At 73.8% G+C, this 19068-nt stretch carries 16 protein-coding genes; 13 read left to right on the top strand and 3 right to left on the bottom strand.

Translation table 11 applies throughout. From position 1 onward, the window contains the following. The 4 genes from hypE (at position 1) to B073_RS0108880 (ending at position 4524) form a co-directional block, all read left to right on the top strand. Complete coding sequence (gene hypE / locus B073_RS0108895; RefSeq protein WP_078507939.1) at positions 1-1098, top strand: hydrogenase expression/formation protein HypE; 1098 nt, start codon at positions 1-3, stop codon at positions 1096-1098. 92 nt (positions 1099-1190) lie between these two features. Beyond that, the gene (locus B073_RS0108890; RefSeq protein WP_037811238.1) at positions 1191-2264 is read left to right on the top strand and encodes an AraC family transcriptional regulator; all 1074 of its coding nucleotides are present in this window, start codon (positions 1191-1193) and stop codon (positions 2262-2264) included. An 84-nt stretch (positions 2265-2348) separates the two neighbouring features. Beyond that, a complete protein-coding gene (locus B073_RS0108885) occupies positions 2349-3509 on the top strand; it encodes a lipase family protein (protein WP_018537734.1) in 1161 nt (386 codons plus the stop codon). A 256-nt stretch (positions 3510-3765) separates the two neighbouring features. Next, positions 3766-4524 (top strand): chitinase, encoded by a 759-nt coding sequence (locus tag B073_RS0108880; RefSeq protein ID WP_018537733.1) that lies wholly within the window; start codon positions 3766-3768, stop codon positions 4522-4524. A 29-nt stretch (positions 4525-4553) separates the two neighbouring features. Here B073_RS0108880 and B073_RS0108875 read toward each other — a convergent pair whose 3' ends face one another. Then, positions 4554-5834 (bottom strand): Dyp-type peroxidase, encoded by a 1281-nt coding sequence (locus B073_RS0108875; RefSeq protein WP_018537732.1) that lies wholly within the window; start codon positions 5832-5834, stop codon positions 4554-4556. 195 nt (positions 5835-6029) lie between these two features. On the opposite strand from B073_RS0108875, the gene B073_RS0108870 reads away from it, so the two are divergent. From B073_RS0108870 to B073_RS0108850, 5 genes are all read left to right on the top strand, one after another. Beyond that, positions 6030-6266 carry an acyl-CoA carboxylase subunit epsilon gene (locus B073_RS0108870; RefSeq protein ID WP_106731805.1) on the top strand — a complete coding sequence of 79 codons (237 nt, stop codon included), beginning with the start codon at positions 6030-6032 and terminating at the stop codon, positions 6264-6266. A 105-nt stretch (positions 6267-6371) separates the two neighbouring features. Beyond that, positions 6372-6626: a hypothetical protein gene (locus B073_RS0108865; RefSeq protein WP_018537730.1), complete on the top strand. Its 255-nt coding sequence runs from the start codon at positions 6372-6374 to the stop codon at positions 6624-6626. 438 nt (positions 6627-7064) lie between these two features. Further along, the gene (locus B073_RS0108860; protein ID WP_018537729.1) at positions 7065-8624 is read left to right on the top strand and encodes an APC family permease; all 1560 of its coding nucleotides are present in this window, start codon (positions 7065-7067) and stop codon (positions 8622-8624) included. Positions 8625-8693: 69 nt separating this feature from the next. Next, positions 8694-9527 carry a PP2C family protein-serine/threonine phosphatase gene (locus B073_RS0108855; RefSeq protein ID WP_018537728.1) on the top strand — a complete coding sequence of 278 codons (834 nt, stop codon included), beginning with the start codon at positions 8694-8696 and terminating at the stop codon, positions 9525-9527. Positions 9528-9590: 63 nt separating this feature from the next. Beyond that, on the top strand, positions 9591-10568 hold the full coding sequence (locus B073_RS0108850) for an MASE1 domain-containing protein (RefSeq protein ID WP_018537727.1): 978 nt from the start codon (positions 9591-9593) through the stop codon (positions 10566-10568). 16 nt (positions 10569-10584) lie between these two features. On the opposite strand, the gene B073_RS0108845 is transcribed toward B073_RS0108850, so the two are convergent. Continuing rightward, positions 10585-11652 carry an ATP-dependent DNA ligase gene (locus tag B073_RS0108845; protein ID WP_018537726.1) on the bottom strand — a complete coding sequence of 356 codons (1068 nt, stop codon included), beginning with the start codon at positions 11650-11652 and terminating at the stop codon, positions 10585-10587. Positions 11653-11759: 107 nt separating this feature from the next. Between B073_RS0108845 and ligD the strand changes: the two genes are divergently transcribed. Then, positions 11760-12773 carry a non-homologous end-joining DNA ligase gene (ligD, locus tag B073_RS0108840; RefSeq protein ID WP_199788119.1) on the top strand — a complete coding sequence of 338 codons (1014 nt, stop codon included), beginning with the start codon at positions 11760-11762 and terminating at the stop codon, positions 12771-12773. A gap of 125 nt (positions 12774-12898) precedes the next feature. Beyond that, positions 12899-13237 (top strand): hypothetical protein, encoded by a 339-nt coding sequence (locus tag B073_RS39455; protein WP_051093955.1) that lies wholly within the window; start codon positions 12899-12901, stop codon positions 13235-13237. A gap of 85 nt (positions 13238-13322) precedes the next feature. Here B073_RS39455 and B073_RS0108830 read toward each other — a convergent pair whose 3' ends face one another. Next, a complete protein-coding gene (locus B073_RS0108830) occupies positions 13323-14867 on the bottom strand; it encodes an AMP-binding protein (protein ID WP_018537724.1) in 1545 nt (514 codons plus the stop codon). A 368-nt stretch (positions 14868-15235) separates the two neighbouring features. On the opposite strand from B073_RS0108830, the gene B073_RS0108825 reads away from it, so the two are divergent. Further along, entirely contained in the window at positions 15236-17314 is a 2079-nt protein-coding gene (locus B073_RS0108825; protein ID WP_018537723.1) for a SpoIIE family protein phosphatase, read from the top strand. A gap of 306 nt (positions 17315-17620) precedes the next feature. Further along, positions 17621-19063, top strand: coding sequence for an APC family permease (locus B073_RS0108820; protein WP_018537722.1), 1443 nt, complete (start codon positions 17621-17623; stop codon positions 19061-19063). Positions 19064-19068: the final 5 nt, after the last annotated feature.

Below are 19068 nucleotides of genomic sequence, written 5' to 3'. Positions count from 1 at the left end.
ATCACCTCCCCGACCCCCGCCACGGCCCAGGGCCCCCGCGGCCTGCCCACCGTGGACATCTCCGGCTGGGCCTGTCCCACCCCGCTGCGCGAGACCCCCCGCGTCGTCATGGGCCACGGCGGGGGCGGGGTGCTCTCCGCCGAACTCGTCCAGCAGATCTTCGTGCCGGCCTTCGGCGGCGAACTCCTCGCCCAGCTCGGCGACTCCGCGGTCTTCTCGCTCGGCGGGCAGCGCCTGGCGTTCTCCACCGACTCCTACGTCGTCCGGCCGCTGTTCTTCCCCGGCGGCAGCATCGGCGACCTCGCCGTCAACGGCACCGTCAACGACCTCGCCATGAGCGGCGCGCGGGCCGCCTACCTCTCCTGCGGCTTCATCCTGGAGGAGGGCGTGGAGATGCCGGTGGTCGCCGGGGTCGCCGACGCGATGGGCGCCGCCGCCCGGGCCGCCGGCGTGGAGGTGGCCACCGGCGACACCAAGGTCGTCGAGGCCGGCCGCGGCGACGGCGTCTACCTCAACACCGCCGGCATCGGCGTGATCCCGCCCGGCGTCGATCTGCGGCCGCAGCGGGTGGTGCCCGGCGACGTGGTGATCGTCAGCGGCGACATCGGCGTGCACGGCGTGGCCATCATGAGCGTCCGCGAGGGCCTGGAGTTCGGCGTGGAGATCGAGAGCGACTGCGCGGCGCTGGGCGGCCTCGTCCAGACGATGCTCGCGGTCACCCCCGACCTGCACGTGCTGCGCGACCCCACCCGCGGAGGACTGGCCGCCGCGCTCAACGAGATCGCCACCGCCTCCGCCACCGGTGTGGTCATCGACGAGCGCGCCGTCCCCGTCCCGCCGCCCGTCGCCAACGCCTGCGCCATCCTCGGCCTCGACCCGATGTACGTCGCCAACGAGGGCAAGCTGGTGGCGTTCGTCCCCCGCGAGCACGCCGACGCGGTGCTCGACGCGATGCGCGCCCACCCGCTGGGCGCCGGGGCCGCGGTGATCGGCGAGGCGGTCGCCGCCCACCCCGGCATGGTGGTGGCCCGCACCTCGCTCGGCGGTACGCGGGTGGTCGATCTGCCGATGGGCGAGCAGCTGCCCCGCATCTGCTGAGCCGGCCGCCGCACCGGCCGTCGGGCGCGCCTGCGGCGACCGGTGCCGTCCGGGCCGCTGACCTCTCCGCCCGGCGCCGCTACGGTGCGCACATGAGTCGGTTGACGATCGCGGTGCACCATGTGCGGGCGGCGCTGGGCGGGGCGCGGCGGCTGGGCATCGACACCGTGCCGCTGCTCCAGGGCGCGGGCATCCCGCCGCTGCTGCTCGCCGACGACCGGGCCCGGGTCACCGGGGAGCAGTTCGCCCGCCTGGTCCGGGCCCTGCACCGGGCCACCGACGATGAGTTCCTGGGCCTGGGCCCGGCCCCCAGCCGCCGCGGCACCTTCGCCATGATGTGCCAGACCTGCCTGGGCTGCCCGGACCTCGGCGCCGCCCTGGACCGGGCCACGCGCTTCTACCGGCTCTTCCCCGGCGGCCCCGACCTGGCCGTGGCGGCCGGCCCGGACGACGGGCTCGCCGTCCTCACCGTCCGCAGCGAGCTGCACCGGCACGACGAGGCCGTCTTCCTCGCCGCCTGCCTGCTGCTCATCTGGCACCGGCTCGCCGGCTGGCTGATCGGGCGCCGGATCCCGCTGCACTGGGTGCGGTTCGCCCACCCGGCCCCCGCGCACGCCGAGGAGTACCCCGCCCTGTTCGGCTGCCCGGTCCGCTTCGGCGCCCCGCAGACCGCGGCCGGCTGGGACGCCCACTGGCTCACCGCGCCGGTCGTCCGCGACCAGCCCGCGCTGGCCGCGCTGTTACGACGGGCCCCGGCCGACCTGCTGGCCCGCCGCGACTACGGCACCACCGTCGCCGAGCAGGTGCGCCGCGCCCTCGCCCAGGCGCTGCGGGCCCCGGCGCCGGCCCGGCTGCCGGAAGCCGCCGACATCGCGGCCCGGCTGGCGGTCAGCCCGGCCACCCTGCGGCGCCGGCTGCGCGCCGAGGGCACCTCGTACCAGCGGCTCAAGGACGCGGTGCGCCGGGATGCCGCGCTCACCGCGCTGGCCGCCGGGCAGGAGCCGATCGCCGCGCTCGCCGCCCGGATCGGCTTCTCCGAGGACACCGCCTTCCACCGCGCCTTCCGCCGCTGGACCGGCACCACGCCCGGCGCCTACCGGCTGGCCGGCGCCGCCCCGCCGCCCGGCGGACACTCGCCGGCCGTCCCGCGCGGCCAGCAAAGCTGAGCGTTCCGGTCAGCGCCCGCCCCGCCCGGCGGTCACTACGGTCGGCCCGACCACCCCTGCCCACAGGTCAGTTGGGAGAGCCGCATGCACCTTCGCGCCACCGCCCTGGGCACCGCCGCCGCGCTGGCACTGACGCTCGGCACCGCCGCCGCGGGCCCGTCACCGGCCGCGGCCGGCCGCCCCGGCGACATCGTCACCGCCACCCCGACCGCGTTCCACCCGCTGCCCGGCCAGCCCACCCGCACCCGGGCCTGGCACCTCACCTACCGCTCCACCACCGCCAAGGGCACGCCCAACACCGTCTCCGGCACCGTCATCGTGCCCGACGACGGCCGCACCGGCCCCCGCCCGCTCGTCACCTACGCCGTCGGCACCGTCGGCCTCGCCGACTCCTGCGCCCCCTCGGCAGGCTTCCCCAAGGGCACCACCATGGAGGCCAACCTCATCCAGCAACTCACCGCCCGCGGCTGGGCGGTGGCGGTCACCGACTACGAGGGACTGGGCACCCCCGGCGACCACACCTACACCGTCGGACGCGCCGAGGGACAGGCCGTCCTGGACGCCGCCCGGGCCGCCGAACGGCTCCCCGAAGCGGCCGCCGCCGGCGTCACCGAGGACTCCCCGGTCGGCATCATGGGCTACTCCCAGGGCGGCCAGGCCACCAGCTGGGCCGCCGAACTCCACCACAGCTACGCCCCCGAACTCAAGGTCAGGGGCACCGCCACCGGCGGCGTACCGGCCGATCTGCGCAAGGTCGCGGACGCCAACAACGGCAACATCGGCGCCGGCCTGATCCTGATGGCCGCCATCGGACAGAACGCCGCCTTCCCCGAACTGCGCCTGGACCAGTACCTCAACGACCGCGGCCGGCACTACGTCTCCTACCTGCGCGAGCACTGCGTCGTCGTCGACGTCGCCGCCGGGCTCTTCAAGCGGATCTCCGACGTGACCGTCCGCAACCCGCTGGACCAGCCCGACTGGCAGGCCCGGCTGCGGGAGTCCACGCTCGGCACCCGCGCCCCGGACGCGCCCGTGTACCTCTACCACGGCACCGCCGACGAGCTGATCCCGTACGCCGTCGGCCGGCAGTTGCGCGCCGACTGGTGCGCCCGGGGCGCCCGCGTCCAGTGGTCCTCGATCCCGCTCGGCGAGCACGTCCTCGGCGCGATCGTCGGTGCCACCCCGGCCGCCGAGTGGCTCNCCGCCCGCTTCGCCGGCCGCCCGGCACCCGACAACTGCGGCTGACTTCAAGGAGGTTGATGCACCGGGCCCGCGCTTCCGCCTCGCGGCGGCGCGGGCCCGAGCATGTGCGCCCCTTGGTATGGACATGCCCGCGCGGTCGCCCGTAAGGTGACCTGGTCTAGACCGCCGGCCGCCGCCCGGTCGCGGCGGCCCCACCTGCCGCCCGTGCGTCAACGCGCCACTCCCGTACGGAACTTCCCCCCACAGCGGCCGCCCCGGCCCGTCCGCGGGAGCCCGGCCGCGCGAAGGAGCCACCGCCATGAGATCCCGCCTCGCCGCCCTGCTGGGTGCCACCGCCCTGGCCGCCGGTCTCGCCCTCGTCGTCCCGGCGGGGCCCGCGGCGGCCGCACCGGACTGCGCCTCCTGTACGGCCCCGGCCCGCGCCGGCGCCCGAGCGGAGGGATTCGTCGTCAGCGAGGCGCAGTTCGCCCAGATGTTCCCGAACCGGAACCCGTTCTACACCTACGACGGCCTGGTCGCTGCGCTGAGCGCCTACCCGGAGTTCGCGAACACCGGCAGCGACACCGTCAAGCGCCAGGAGGCCGCGGCCTTCCTCGCCAACGTGGGCCACGAGACCGGCGGCCTGGTCTACGTCGTGGAACAGGACACCGGCAACTACCCGCACTACTGCGACGCCACCCGCCCCTACGGGTGCCCGGCCGGCCAGGCCGCCTACTACGGCCGCGGCCCCCTCCAGCTCAGCTGGAACTTCAACTACAAGGCCGCCGGCGACGCGTTGGGGATCGACCTGCTCGACAACCCGTACCTGGTGGAGCGGGACGCCGCCGTCGCCTGGAAGACCGCGCTCTGGTACTGGAACACCCAGACCGGCCCCGGCACCATGACCCCGCACCGCGCCATGGTCGACGGCGCCGGCTTCGGAGAGACCATCCGCAGCATCAACGGCTCCCTCGAATGCAACGGCGGCAACCCCGGCCAGGTACAGAACCGGATCGACAACTACCAGCGCTTCGTCCAGATCCTCGGCACCACACCCGGGGACCATCTGAGCTGCTGACCCGGCAGCCGCCGGCGCCGGGTGCGTCCTTAGTGGGTGTCCCGCATCAGCCGGGAGCCGAACCAGTCCTCCTCGTCCCGGATGCCGGGCGGGACGAAGAAGTAGCCGCCGCCCTCGGGGGTGACGAAGCGGGACAGCGGTTCGTGCCGCAGCCGGCGCTGCACGGTGGCGAACTGCCGCTGCACGTTCTGCTGGTAGCCGCAGAAGACCAGCCCGAGGTTCATCCGGCCCTGCCGGTCGTACCCCTGGTCGTAGTTGTAACTCCGGCGCAGGAAGCGGGACTTGTCGGAGCGCGGCGTGCGCGGATTGGCGAGCCGCATGTGCGAGTCGAGGGGGACGATCCGCCCGTCGGGGTCGTCGCCGTAGTCCGGTGCCTCGTCCTCCCGTTCGCCACCCAGGGGCGCGCCGCTGGCCTTGCGCCGGCCGAAGATCCTCTCCTGGTCGTGCACCGGTACGTCGTCCCAGGCATCGCTGTGGAAACGGATCAGCCGCAGCACCTGGTAGCTGCCGCCCTCGGCCCAGTCCGGCTCCCCGCACGGCGGGGTCACCCAGATCAGCCGGTCCATCTCCGCGTCCGAGGCGGTGTCGGGGTTGACGATGCCGTCCTTGAAGCCCAGGAAGTTCCGCGGCGACCCCGAGGGCCGGGACGGGTTCATGAACGCGTCCATCCGCCACCGCGGCCGGATCATCCCGTGCGTCGCCCGCCCCAGGTCGCGCAGCACGTGCACGATCGCGTCCGGATGCTCCGCACACACCTGGATCGACAGGTCGCCGTGGCAACGCGCCGGGTCCAGCCGGTCGTCGGGGAACGCCGGCATCGCCTTCAGATGCCGCGGCTTGTGCCCGGCCAGCCCGAACCGGTCGTCGAAGAGGGACGCCCCCAGGCCCACCGTGACGGTCAGCGAGTCCGGGGTCTGCGGCTCCGAGGCCGTCCGCTCGTCCTTCGGCTTCACCCCGGCGGACAGCACCCGGGACCGCTCGGTCAGCTTCTTCAGCAGCCGGATCAGGTCCGCCCGGTCCTGCACCAGCACGTCGAACGCGGCGAAGCCGGCGAACAGCTGCTGCGGAGTGAGGATGCCGGCCTGGTGGCGGCCGTGGAACGGGACCCGGTCCGGCGGCAGGTGGCGGCCGTCCGCGGACGGGGCCGGGGAGCGCTCCGCCGCCCGGCCCGCCGGTACGGCCGCCGCGGTGCCGCCGCCCAGTCCGGTGCCGGCCGCCACTCCCGCGATCCCCGCCGCGTACTTGAGGAACCCCCGGCGCCCGCCGTCCTGCGCCGGGACCGCCTCGTCGCCGGTCCGCTCAGATCTCATCGCCCAGCCATCCCCACTGCGGCCTCGGCCGCCGGTGTGCGTGCCCCTGCTTGCGCGAGATCCTTGCCGCCAGCCCGGCCCCGCCGGGGAACAACACGGCCGGGCCCACCGAAATCACGCCTGGGGAGGCCGCCCGGCCGCCGAACGGCGCAGGCCGCCGCGCCGCCGCCCCCGCCCGCTCCTAGCGTCGGCCGTGTGACCCGCCCGCCCGAGGAACCCGCCGTCGAGATGCCGCTGCGCATCGTCCGGGGGAGTGCCGAACCCGAGGAGCTGGCCGCGCTCACCGTCGTCGTGTGCGGCCGGCTCGCCCTGGCCCGGGCGCTCGCCGACGGCAGCGACCAGGGGGACGGCGCCGACGGGCTCACCAAGCTCCAGCTGCGCAACCACCGTGCCCGCTCGGCGTGCTGGGCGGGCTGCTGGACCTGCGGCTGACGGCACCCGGGGCCCGGGCCGGTCCTCTCCTGCACGGCACATACGGGTGTGCGACCGCGGATCGGGGGCAGGCGGCAGGCGGAAACGACCGTGAGGAGCAGCCGTATGACCTTGCCGTGGCGGGAGGACGAGAGCTGGCGCCGCCGCTATCCGCAACCCGGCCCCGACTGGACCGGCGGGATGCCGCAGGGCACCACCGAGCCGCTGACGCCGATGGGGCGGATCGAGCAGTACGGGCGGATGGGCGGCGCCCTGCGGGGCGGCTGGGTGGCGCCCTGGCAGCGGAAGGTGATCACCGCGTTCGTGATCGGCGCGCTGACGGTCGCGGTGGTCGCGGCCGGGCTGATCGCCTTCGGATGAGACCGGCCCCGGCGGCCGGTCGGGCCCGGCCGAGGCCGCCGCGAACGCCGCAAAGCCGGTCCGCTGCGCGGGGCTTTCGGGTGCGGTGACGGGCCGGAGGGGCAGGGGGTGTCCGGACGGCTTCGCTGTACGTCCGGGACACCCCCCATCCCACAGCCCCGGCACCGCTGCCGAACAGTCCCGCGCAGCGGACCGGCGCCGCAGGCGCAACAGCAACAACCCCCACGGCGGGACAGCCGACGACGTGGGGCGAAGGCCAAGCGCAGCCATACTCTTCACATTGCCGCAACATTCGGCCACCTTCTGTCGCGAACCTGTCGAGTAGGGTCCTGACCAGCGCAGACAGCGAGTCGAGGAGGCCGTTCCGTGGCGGAGCGACAGAGGGCGGACGAGCCCGCCGGGAGCGCCGGGTCCGAAGTGCGGGCGCAGGAGCGCCGGTTGCGGCGCGACCTGGGGTTCTGGGGGCTGACCGGGATCGGCTTCTCCAACATCGTCGGCTCCGGCTGGCTGTTCGCCGCGATGTACGCCGCGCAGACCGCCGGCCCGGCCTCGCTGCTGTCCTGGGTGGGCGCGGGCCTGCTGTGCGGACTGGTCGCCCTGGTGATGATCGAGCTGGGCGCGTCCCGGCCGGAGGGCGGCGGCACCGTCCGCTGGCCGCTGCTGGCCAACGGCCGGCTGGTCGGCACCCTCGTCGGCTGGTCGACCCTGCTGTCCGTGGGCGGCACCGCCGCCGAGATCAGCGCGATCATGCAGTACACCGCGCACTACGTCCCGGGCCTCTACAACGGCCACACCCTCACCCTCGGCGGGCTCGGCCTGGCCGCCGGGCTCAGTGTGCTGCTGACCGCGCTGAACTGGTTCGCGGTGCGGATGTTCGCGCGGATGAACAACCTGATCTCGATCTTCAAGATCGCGGTCCCGATCGTCACCGTCCTCGCGCTGCTGGCCTCCGGCTGGCACTCCGGCCGGCTCACCGACCACGGCGGCTTCGCCCCGTACGGCTATGTGGCCTGCCTGAGCGCGCTGGCCGGCGGCGGCATCGTCTACTCCGTCAACGGCTTCCAGGCCCCGCTGGACTTCTCCGGCGAGACCCGCAATCCTCGCCGCACCCTCCCCTGGGCCGTCCTGGCCGGCATCGGCCTGGCCCTGCTGATGTACCTGGCCCTCCAGGTCGCCTACCTCTTCACCGTCCCCGAGCACCTGCTCGGCGGTGGCTGGAAGGGCGTCTCCTTCGACTCCCCCTTCGGGCAGTTGGCCCTGGTCCTCAACCTGCACTGGCTCTCCAGCCTGCTCTACGCCGACGCGGTGCTCTCGCCCGGCGGTTCGGCCTACGTCGGCGTCGCGATCGACGCCCGGCACACCTACGCGCTGGCCAAGAACGGCACCATCCCGCGCTACTTCATGAAGGTCCACGAGGGCTCCGGCATGCCGCGCCGGGCACTGGTGATCAACCTCGTGGTGATCGTGCTGTTCCTGCTGCCGTTCGGCGGCTGGCAGGACATCGTGAGCGTGATGGGCGACATGTACCTGCTGATCTACGCCGCGTCCGCGGTCGCCGTCGCGGTCTTCCGCACCGGGGCGGGCGGCGGGACCGCCGGCTGGGTCCGCGGGCTGCGCTGGATCGCCCCGCTGAGCTTCGTGGTGGCCAGCGAGTTCGTCTACTGGTCGGGCTGGCACGACCTGCGGCTGGCGCTGCCGCTGGTCCTCGTCGGACTGCTGCTGTTCCTGGGGATGCGGCGGCCCGGCGCCCGGGCCGCAAAGAGCGACGGCGCCGGCCCCCGCCGCCCGCTCGCGGCCGAACTCCGCACCGGCGCCTGGCTGGTGGTCTACCTGCTCGCGCTCACCGCGCTGTCCTGGCTGGGCACCTTCAAGGGCTCCGGGCACCTGCCCGCCCCCTACGACTCGCTCGCCGTGGCCGCCGTCGCACTGGCGGTCTTCTTCTGGGCGGTGCGCTCCGGCGTCGGCCATCTGACCGCGGCCCGGCAGCCGGCCGGCTGAGACGAGTGAGCCCGGCCCCGCCCCGGCGGCCGTCAAGCGGATGCCGGACCCCCGAAATATGATGGGCCCATGCTTCGGCGTCGTCCCCCGCGGGCGGCGAGCGCCGACGATCTGCTCACCACGCTGGGGCGGCTGACCGCCCAGGCGCGGGAAGGCGCGGAGCTCCAGCGGGCCAGAGTGGAGCTGGCCGAGGTCCTGCAGCGCGAGATGCTGCCGACCGCCCTGCCGGAGCTGCCCGGTCTGCGCACCGCCGCCACCTACGCCCCCGCCCGGCACGGCCTCGCCATCGGGGGCGACTGGTACGACGGGTTCCCACTGCCGGACGGGGCGCTGGCCTTCTCCGTCGGCGACGTCCAGGGACACGACGTCGAGGCCGCCGCGTTCATGGGGCAGATCCGGATCGGGCTGCGGGCCGTCGCCGCCCACGCCGCCGACCCCGGCGAGGTCCTCAGCCGCGCCAACGACCTGCTGCTGTCCATCGACTGCGAACTCTTCGCGACCTGCACCTTCGTCCGCTTCGACCCGCGGTCCTGGGAGCTGACCAGCGCCCGCGCCGGACACGTCCCCGGTGTCTGGGCCACCACCGACCGGCGCTGGGGCCTGGTGGAGGACCCCGGCGGCATCCCGCTCGGGGTGCTGCCCGGTCAGCGGTATCCGGTCACCCGCCGGCGGCTCACCGCGGCGGGTGCGTTCGTGCTGCTCACCGACGGGGTGATCGAGGGCCCGTCGTTCCCCATCGAGGCCGGGCTGGCGCAGGTGGCCCGGCTCGTCACCGCCAAGGCCGGGGACGCGCCGGCCGAGATCGCCGGCGCGGTGATGTGCGTGGCGGAGCTGACCGGCCACACCGACGACGCCGCGGTGATCGTGCTGAGCCACGACGCGGCGCGGCGCGGGGCCGGGTGAAGCGCGGGCCGCCAGCGCGTGTCGCGTCCGGCGGCCGGCCGGGGGCATTGTCTGATGGCAGATGTGGTGCGCACCGGGGTAATCCGTCGGCCGGCGCCGGCAGTCCTGGGGAACCTCGCGCTCGCCGCCGTCTACTACGGCGCCGCGAAGGTCGGTCTGCTGGAGCAGGTGGTGATCGCGGGTGCGGTGGTCACCCCCCTGTGGCCGCCCACGGGCATCGCCCTGAGCTGCCTGCTCCTGCTGGGCCTATGGCTGTGGCCGGGCATCGCGCTCGGCACCGTACTGGTCATCTGGACGCTCACCAGGCCGGACCTGGCGGGCTTCGGCGTGGTCGCGGGCAACACCCTCGCACCGGTCTGCGCCTGCCTGATGCTCCGGCGGGTCGGCTTCCGCACCGAACTGGACCGGCTGCGCGACGGGGTCGCCCTGGTCGCCCTCGGCGCCTTCGCCGCGATGGTGATCAGCGCGACGCTGGGCAGCGGCACCCAGGTGCTCACCGGGGCACTGCCCGCCGGGGACTTCTGGCGGACCTGGGCGGCCTGGTGGGTGGGCGACGCGATGGGTGTCCTGGTGGTCGCCCCGCTGCTGCTGGCCTGCCGGACGATCCGGCCGCTGCGGGACGTGCCGCTGTACCGGTGGGCCGAGGCGGCGGCGCTGCTGGCGGCCACGGTGGTGGTCTCGCTGGTGAGCACCCGGACCTCGCTGTCGGTGCTGTTCCTGGTCTTCCCGTTGATCGTGTGGGCGGCGCTGCGGTTCCAGCTGGTGGGGGCGGCGCCCTGCGTCCTGGTGCTGTCGGTGTTCGCGATCAGCGCGGCGACCGGCCGCTACGGCCCGTTCACCGGGCACAGCCTGCTGGAGTCGATGGTCAACCTCCAGGCCCTCAACGCCTCCGCCGCACTCACCGCGCTGCTGCTCTCGGCGATCGTCACCGAGCAGAACACCATCCGCCGGAAGATCGAGCAGGTCTGCCAGGAGCTCGCCGAGGTGGTGGACCGGCTGGCGCCGGGGGAGAGCCGGCGCCGCTGGCCGCCCGAGCGGTGAGGGTCGGCCCGCCCGGTCAGTCGCCCAGCAGCTCGCCCAGGTCGTAGCCGACCGGCTCCTCCAGCTGTGCGTAGGTGCAGCTTTCCGGTGTGCGGTCGGGCCGCCAGCGGCGGAACTGCGCGGTGTGCCGGAACCGGCTGCCCTCCATGTGGTCGTAGCCCACCTCGCACACCAGCTCCGGGCGCAGCGGCACCCACGACAGGTCCTTGCCGCCGCTCCAGCGGCTCGGCCCGCCCGGCATCCGGCGGGCCGCGTGCGCCGCCTCGTCGGCCCAGTCGCCCCAGGGGTGGCCGCCGGCCTCGTCCGCCGACATCCGCAGCGGCGCCAACTCCTCGACCAGGGCGCGCCGCCGCGCCATCGGGAACGAGGCGCACACCCCGACGTGTTGGAGGTGCCCGGCCTCGTCGTGCAGCCCGAGCAGCAGCGAGCCGACCACCGGCCCGCTCTTGTGCAGGCGGTAGCCCGCGACCACGCAGTCGGCGGTACGCGCGTGCTTGACCTTGTACATCACCCGCTCGCCCGGCCGGTACGGCAGGTCGAGCGGCTTGGCGATCACCCCGTCCAGCCCGGCCCCCTCGAACTGCGCGAACCACCGCTGCGCCATCTCCCGGTCGGTGGTGGCCGGCGCGGTGTGCACCGGCGGCCGGGCCGGCCGCAGCGCCTCGACCAGGGCCTCCCGCCGGGCCGTCTGCGGCTCGGCCAGCAGGGACGCGGAGTCCAGCGCCAGCAGGTCGAAGGCGACCAGCGAGGCGGGGGTGCGGGCGGCCAGCGTCCGCACCCGGGAGTCGGCCGGGTGGATCCGCTCCAGCAGTTCCTCGAAGTGCAGCCGGCCCTCGTGCGCGATGACGATCTCGCCGTCCAGCACGCAGCGCGGCGGCAGTTGGGCCCGCGCCGCCGCCAGCACCTCGGGGAAGTAGCGGCTGAGCGACTTGGTGGTGCGGCTGGCGATCTCGACCTCGTCGCCGTCCCGGAACACGATGACGCGGAAGCCGTCCCACTTCGCTTCGTACTGCATGCCGTCGGGGATCTTCGCCACCGGCTTGGCGAGCATCGGGGACACCGGGGGCATCACGGGCAGGTCCATGCTCCCGATCCTGCGGGCCGTCGCCCCTTCCCGCGCGCCGGGAACGGCCGGTCCACCGCCGGCACACCCGGCGCGCGGGGTCACCCGGCGGAACCTAGCGTGGTGGCATGGCCGGAGCCCGAGCTGTGGAACTGGATGTCGCGGGGCGCACGGTGCGCGTCTCGAACCCGGACAAGACGTACTACCCCGAGCGCGGTTTCACCAAGTTGGACGTCGCCCAGTACTACCTCGCCGTCGCGGACGGGGTGCTGCGCGGCCTGCGGGACCGGCCGACGACCATGCAGCGGTTCCCCGACGGCGTCGAGGGCGAGTTCTTCTACCAGAAACGGGCGCCCAAGGGACTGCCGGACTGGCTGGCCACCGCACGGATCACCTTCCCCAGCGGGCGGTTCGCGGACGAGATCTGCCCCGCCGAACCCGCCGCCGTGGTCTGGGCGGCCAACCTCGGCTGTCTGACCTTCCACCCCTGGCCGGTCCGCCGCACGGACACCGAGCACCCCGACGAGCTGCGCATCGACCTCGACCCGCAGCCCGGCACCGGCTTCGCCGACGCCGTCGCGGTCGCCCACGAACTGCGCGCGCTGCTGGCCGAGCACGGGCTGCGCGGCTGGCCGAAGACCTCCGGCGGCCGCGGCGTGCACGTCTATGTGCCGATCCGCCCGCACTGGACGTTCACCGAGGTCAGACGGGCCGCGATCGCCGTGGCCCGGACGTTGGAGCGGCGGCTGCCGCAGCGGGTGACGGCTGCCTGGTGGAAGGAGGAGCGCGGCGCGAAGGTGTTCGTGGACTACAACCAGATGGCCCGCGACCGCACCATCGCCTCGCCCTACTCGCTGCGCGCCCGCCCCCGGGCGACCGTCTCCGCCCCGCTGCGCTGGGACGAGCTGTCCGCCGTCGAGCCCGAGGACTTCGACCTGCGCACGATGCCGCCGCGGTTCGCCGAACTCGGCGACCTGCACGCCGACATGGCCGACCACGCCTTCGGCCTGGAATCCCTGCTGGAACTCGCCGACCGGTACGCCGCCGAGGAGGGGCTGGGCGATCTGCCGTATCCGCCGGACCACCCGAAGATGCCCGGCGAGCCCTCCCGGGTCCAGCCCAGCCGGGCCCGCAAGCGCTGACGGCACTGCCTCTATCGGCGCAAATGCGGGGGCCGTTGGAGTGGCCGCCCCATGTGCCCGCGAGGAACCCGCCGCCGCGCGGTACCCATCGTCTTGTCCGATTTCCTGCCAAACGGGAGAAGCGCATGCGTAAGTACATAGGACGTACCCTGGCCGCCGCGGCACTCGCCGCCGCGACGGTCGTCCCGGCAGCCGGTATGGCCCAGGCCGCACCTCAGGGCCAGACGGTCGCGATGAGCGGCGACCACGGCCGTGGTCACCACGGCCGCTGGCATCACCGTCACCGGGACGACGACTGCGGCTTCGGCGACTTCGGCCGATTCGGCAATGAGGGCCGCTTCGGCCACGAGGGTCGCGAGGGCCACCACGGCCGCGGCCACTTCGGGCGGGAGGGCTGCGAGCGCCACGAAGACATCGGGCTCCTCGGACGCATTCTCCGTAGTCTGCTCGGTTGGCTGATCTGACCGCAAACAGCCCGGCGGGCCGCCGCAGTTGCGCACTGCGGCGGCCCGCCTTCGTGGGTCCTGGGCGCCGGACCGGCCGGCCGGATCAGGCCGCGTCGTCCGACTCCTCGGCGCGGCGCCGGAGTTCCTTCTTGTCCGGCTTGCCCGCGTCGGTCAGCGGCAGCGCCTCCGCGAAGGTGATCCGGGCCGGCTCGTACATCGCGCCGCGGACCTCGCGCACCATCGCGCACAGCTGCTCCGCGTCGACGTCGCCGCCGGGGGTCCGCACCACCGTCGCGTGCACCCGCTCCATCCGGTCCGCGTCGCGGACGCCGTAGACGGCGCTCTGGAGCACCTGCGGGTGCGAGTTGAGCAGGTCCTCCAGCTCGGTGGTGTACACATGGCCGCCGACCACGACGATCATGTCCTTGAGCCGGTCGACGATGGTGAGGTAGCCCTCCTCGTCGACGAAGCCGACGTCGCCGGTGTGCAGCCAGCCGTCCCGCAGTACCTCGGCGGTGAGCTCCGGCTGCTTCCAGTAGCCCTGCATGATCATGTCGGAGCGGACGCAGATCTCGCCGTGCGAGCCGGGGGGCAGATCGCGCCCGGACTCGTCGCGGACCGCCACCTCGACGTCGGGCAGCACCTTGCCGGCCGAGCGCAGCCGGTCGGGGCGCGCGGGGTCGTGGTCCTCCGAGGTGAGCACGCTGATGCCGCCGGCCTCGTTCTGGCCGTAGCCCTGCACCAGCACCTGCCCGAACGCCCGGACCGCGTCGGCCAGTCGGGCCGGAGACGCCTGGCAGCCGCCGTAGGTGACCATGCGCAGGCTGGAGGTGTCGGTGCCCGGCCGGTCCGGGTGGTCCATCAGCTGGTACAGCAGCGGCGGCAGCAGGAACAGGGCGGTGATCCGCTCGCGCTCGATGGCGGCGAGCACTTCTTGGGCGTCGAAGTCGTCGAGCAGGACGACGGTGCCGCCGGACTGCAGGACGGTGTCGGCCATGTAGCCGGCCGCGTGCGCGAGGGTGGTGCAGACCAGTTGGCGGTGCACCACGCCCTCGAACTCCGGGAGCGCGCCGGTGAACCACCGCACCTGCTCGAAGGTGGTGCAGATGCCCTTGGGGTGGCCGGTGGTGCCGCCGGTGTGCCGGATGGTGCAGATGTCGTCCGGCCGGGCGTCGGTGGCGAACGGCTCGTCGCTCTGGCCGGCCGCCAGCTCCAGCAGGTCGGTGCCCAACTTGGCCGGCCCCAGCACCAGGACGTCCGGGACGGGCGCCGACTCGACCAGTTCCGCGGCCCGTTCGGCCAGCCGCGGGTCGACGATCAGGGCGCGGGTCTCGACGTCGCGGACGATCGCGGCCTGGGAGTCGGCAGAGAGCTTGTTGTAGAGGTGGTTGACCCGCGCGCCGACGAGGTTGGCGGCGTAGCGGGCGGCGATGGTCTCGGGGAGGTTGCCGCTCAGCAGCGTGACGGTGCTGCCGCGCCCGACGCCCCGCTCACGCAGTGCGCGGGCCATCCGCAGGACCAACGAGCGGAACTCGCCGGCGGTGACCCGGCGGCCCTGGTGGACCAGGACCTCGTGGCCCGGGTCGAGGTTAAGTGCATCGAGGTTCTCCTCCACATATGTGCGGAACGGCTGGTCGGATATCGGCATCGAGGACTTCCTCCTGTACCCCGGCGGCGTACGGGGATACGCCGGTGGCGCGTGTCTTTTATTGGTTGCCTCCAGCAACTAAGTTAGGGTAGTCCCAAGAGATCCACATCTCCAAGTCGGGCGTCCGTGCGCGGGCGTTGTCCGGCCACCGCCCAGTGGATCAATATCGTCAACCGGGTCGCCCGGTCGGGGGACGGCGGCCCATAATGCTCCCTCCGGTGCGGTCCCCGCCCCTGGTGGACCCCGCTCTGCCTGCGGGTCCGTCCGGTGTCGAGAGATGATGGAGGGCAGCGGCAGCACGGCACGACCTGGCCGTGCACGGAGCGCCACGGCTGTCGGTCTCGGAGACCGGCGGAAGGAGTGCCTGCATGGGTGCGACCGACGCGTTCCCGGAGAGTGCTGCCCAGGCCGGGGCCGGGCCGACGCACCCCGGCGGCCTGCTGGACGTACTGGGCGTGGCCGCCGTGATGCTCGACGCCAAGGGCCGGATCACGCTGTGGAGCCCCCAGGCCGAGGAACTCTTCGGCTGGACCGCCGAGGAGGCGCTCGGCCGGTCCGCCGCCCGGCTGCTGGTCCCGCCCGAGCATGTCAGTCTCGTCCTGCGGCTGTTCGCCGAGGTGATGTCCGGTGGGGAGAGCTGGGCCGGGGTCTTCCCCGTCCGGCACAAGGACGGCAGCACCCGACTGGTCGAATTCCGCAACATGCGCCTCCAGGACAAGCACGGCGCCGCCTACGCCCTGGGCATCGCCACCGACCAGGCCGTGCTGCGGGAGGTGGAGCGGGACCTGGCGCTGTCGGTGCGGCTGGTGGCCCAGTCGCCGATCGGGCTGGCGGTGCTCGACGCCGATCTGCGGTTCGTGATGGTCAACCCGGCGCTGGAGCGGATCAACGACCTGCCCGCCGAGCAGCACATCGGCCGGCACGTCAGGGACGCCCTGTCCTTCCTGGAGACCGACACGATCGAGGAGCGGATGCGCTCGGTACTGGCCACCGGCCGGCCGCTGCTCGACCAGTTCTCCGTCGGCCCCACCGCCACCCACCCCGACGCCGACCAGGCGTGGTCGGTCTCGTACTACCGGCTGGAGGACGCCAACGGCCGGGTGCTGGGCGTGGCGACCTCGGTCGTGGACGTCACCGAGCAGCACCGGGCCGCGACCGAGGCGGCCCGGGCCCGGCGGCGGCTGGCGGTCATCGCGGACGCCTCGGCGACCGTCGGCACCACCCTCGACGTCGGCCGCACCGCGCAGGAGTTGGCCGACGTCATCGTGCCCGAGCTCGCCGACCTGGCCGCCGTCGACGTCCTCGACGCCGTCCTGGACGGCCGCCGGCCCGGCGCCCGCGGCGGCCCGGCCCGCTTCCGGGCGCTGGCGGTCGCGGCGGCCGGGGAGACGCCGGCCGTCGGCGCCGCCGACCCCACCGGGCAGCTCGCCGCCTACGAGACCGAGCGGCTGATCACCCGCTGTGTCACCGAGGCCCGGCCGGTGCTGGTCGGCGAGGTGGGCCCGGAGCAGCGCCGGCACATCGCCGCCGACGCGCAGGGCGCCGAGCTGCTGCGGGAGGCCGGGCTGCACTCCTATCTGGCGGTGCCGCTGATCGCCCGCGGCGAGGTGCTGGGCGCGCTGTCGCTCTACCGCACGGACAACCCGGTGCCCTTCGACGAGGACGACGCGGTGCTCGCCGTCGAACTGGCCGCCCGGGCGGCGGTCTGCATCGACAACGCCCGCTCCTACCAGAGCGAGCGGCGCACCGCGCTCACCCTCCAGCGGCACCTGATGAACCACCGGCCGCCGCGGCCCACCACTATGGACATCGCCTACCGCTACCAGCCCGCGCAGGCGGCCAGCGAGGTGGGCGGCGACTGGTTCGACGTCATCCCGGTCGCCGGCGACAAGACCGCACTGGTCGTCGGCGACGTCATGGGCAGCGGCATCAACGCGGCAGCCACCATGGGCCAGTTGCGCACCACCACCCGCGCACTGGCCGACCTCGACCTCGCGCCCGCCGAGGTGCTCGACCACCTCGACCACATCGCCGGCGGCCTCGACCCGGCCTTCGCGACCTGCCTCTACGCCGTCCACGACCCGCACAAGGAGGAGTGCCGGATCGCCGTCGCCGGCCACCTCCCGCCCGTCCTGGTCCGGCCCGGCGGGCCGCCGGAGCTGCTCGACCTGCCGACCGGCGCACCGCTCGGCGTCGGCGGCGTGACCTTCGAGCAGACCACCGTCCCGCTGCGCGCCGGCGACCAACTCGTGCTCTACACCGACGGGCTGATCGAGACCCGCGACCAGGCCATCGACACCCGCCTGGACCTCCTCCTCGGGCTGCTCGCCGAGCCCGAACGGCCGCTGGAGGAACTCTGCGACCGCCTCCTGGGCGAGCTGCGGCACGGCAACGACCACGACGACGTCGCGCTGCTGATCGCCCGCATCCGGGGCCTCGACGGCTGATTTCCGCCCGCCGGCGGGACGCTCCGCGAAAGTCGCCGGGCCGCCCGGCCGATGAATCCGCAGCCCGCCGAGGCCCCCGCGAAATCCGCGTAAACCGTGCCGGGACGGCGTGGATAACGATCGTTGAAGCGGGAGACGCTACGGATTTCGTTGTCTCACGCCTTTAACGAACCCTTGACGAGAGGGTCCGACGGGGGTTGTATTCCGGTCACCGAAGCGGCCCCGCAGTGCATCTGGTGCGACCGCTCGCGGCACTCGCCCCGTGACGTGCCGCCCCTCCTGCCCGCCAGCATCGATGGGACCCGGATGACCGATACGCCCACCACGCCAGTTGCCACCGCCGTCCCGGCCCCGGAGACCCGGACCGCGACACCGGCGGACAGCCCCCAACTCACCCGGTCGATCGGTGTGGTCGGCGGCACCCTGCTCACCCTGTCCTGCCTGACCCCGGCGTCCTCGCTGTTCGTCATCGTGCCGGACTCGTTCGCCAGCCTGGGCACCGGTACGGCACTGACCATCGCCATCGCGGCGGTGCTGTGCGTGGGAGTGGCCTTCACCTACTCCGAGCTGGGCACCCTGATCCCCAGCTCCGGCGGCGAGTACGCCATGGTCGGCACCCTGATGGGCCGGCTCGCGGGCTGGCTGGTCTTCGTGCTCTCCCTGATCGTCGTCCTGATCGTGCCGCCCATCATCGCCCTGGGCACCGCCGACTACCTGGCCCCCCTCGTGCACCTGGACAAGCAGCCGACCGCCGCCGCGGTGATGCTGCTGGCGACCGCCATGGGCCTGCTCGACCTGCGCGCCAACGCCTGGATCACCGGCATCTTCCTGGTACTTGAGGTGATCGCCGCGGCCGTCGTGGCGTTCCTCGGCTTCAGTCACCCCCACCGCTCCGCGGCCACCCTGATCCACCCGGTCATGGACGCCGGGCACGGCACCAGTACCGCGGTCACCGGCGGGCTCATGGTCACCGGGCTCGCCACCGCGCTCTTCATCCTCCAGGGCTTCTCCACCGCGGTGTACCTCGCCGAGGAGATGGAGAACCCGCGGCGCAACGTCTCCCGCACCGTGCTGTGGACGCTCGCCATCGGCGCCGCCGTGGTCCTCGTCCCGGTTGTCGCCATCACCCTCGGCGCCCCCGACCTGAAGACCCTCGGCGCGGGCGACGTCGCCGGCATGGTCCAGGGCTGGAGCAACTCCGCCGTCGGCACCTTCGTCAGCCTCTGCATCGCGCTGGCCATCGTCAACGCGGCGATCGTGATGGTGATCCAGAACTCCCGGGTGGTCTTCTCCTCGGCCCGCGACGCCGCCTGGCCCACCCCGGTCAACCGGATCTTCTCGCACGTCGGCAAGCGCTTCGGCTCGCCCTGGGTGGCCACCCTCGCGGTCGGCGTCCCCGGTGCCGCGCTGTGCTTCGTCACCCTCGACACCCTGAACGAGGTCACCGGCGTGGCCGTCGCCGGCATGTACGTCTTCGTCGCGCTGGGCGCCCTGGTCTCCCGCCGCGGCGCGCACAAGCACCGGCTCGCCTGGCGGATGCCGCTGTGGCCGGTGGTCCCCGCGCTGATAGTCCTGGTCCTGGCCTGGGTGCTGTGCCAGCAGAGCGCCAGGAGCCTGCTGATCACCGGCGCGGTGGTCGCGGTGGCCACCGTCTACTGGGCCGTCTACCTCCGCCCGCGACAGGACAGCCACTGGGTCATCTCGGTCCCCGAGAACGAACTGGCGGCCGCCGAACCGGCCCGTTCCTAGCCGTC

This window comes from Streptomyces sp. MspMP-M5 (assembly GCF_000373585.1).
Lineage (GTDB): Bacteria > Actinomycetota > Actinomycetes > Streptomycetales > Streptomycetaceae > Streptomyces.
Note: the sequence above shows the minus strand (reverse complement) of the source record. Positions and strands in the feature narration are given on the sequence as shown.

Bases quoted from the DNA above. Each gene is read 5' to 3' on its own strand.
- B073_RS0108845 (WP_018537726.1), bottom strand. From the start codon at position 11,652: ATGGACCTGCCCGTGATGCCCCCGGTGTCCCCGATGCTCGCCAAGCCG.
- B073_RS0108890 (WP_037811238.1), top strand. From the start codon at position 1,191: ATGAGTCGGTTGACGATCGCGGTGCACCATGTGCGGGCGGCGCTGGGC.
- ligD (WP_199788119.1), top strand. From the start codon at position 11,760: ATGGCCGGAGCCCGAGCTGTGGAACTGGATGTCGCGGGGCGCACGGTG.
- B073_RS39455 (WP_051093955.1), top strand. From the start codon at position 12,899: ATGCGTAAGTACATAGGACGTACCCTGGCCGCCGCGGCACTCGCCGCC.
- B073_RS0108820 (WP_018537722.1), top strand. From the start codon at position 17,621: ATGACCGATACGCCCACCACGCCAGTTGCCACCGCCGTCCCGGCCCCG.
- B073_RS0108875 (WP_018537732.1), bottom strand. From the start codon at position 5,834: ATGAGATCTGAGCGGACCGGCGACGAGGCGGTCCCGGCGCAGGACGGC.
- B073_RS0108830 (WP_018537724.1), bottom strand. From the start codon at position 14,867: ATGCCGATATCCGACCAGCCGTTCCGCACATATGTGGAGGAGAACCTC.
- B073_RS0108880 (WP_018537733.1), top strand. From the start codon at position 3,766: ATGAGATCCCGCCTCGCCGCCCTGCTGGGTGCCACCGCCCTGGCCGCC.
- B073_RS0108865 (WP_018537730.1), top strand. From the start codon at position 6,372: ATGACCTTGCCGTGGCGGGAGGACGAGAGCTGGCGCCGCCGCTATCCG.
- B073_RS0108855 (WP_018537728.1), top strand. From the start codon at position 8,694: ATGCTTCGGCGTCGTCCCCCGCGGGCGGCGAGCGCCGACGATCTGCTC.
- B073_RS0108825 (WP_018537723.1), top strand. From the start codon at position 15,236: ATGGGTGCGACCGACGCGTTCCCGGAGAGTGCTGCCCAGGCCGGGGCC.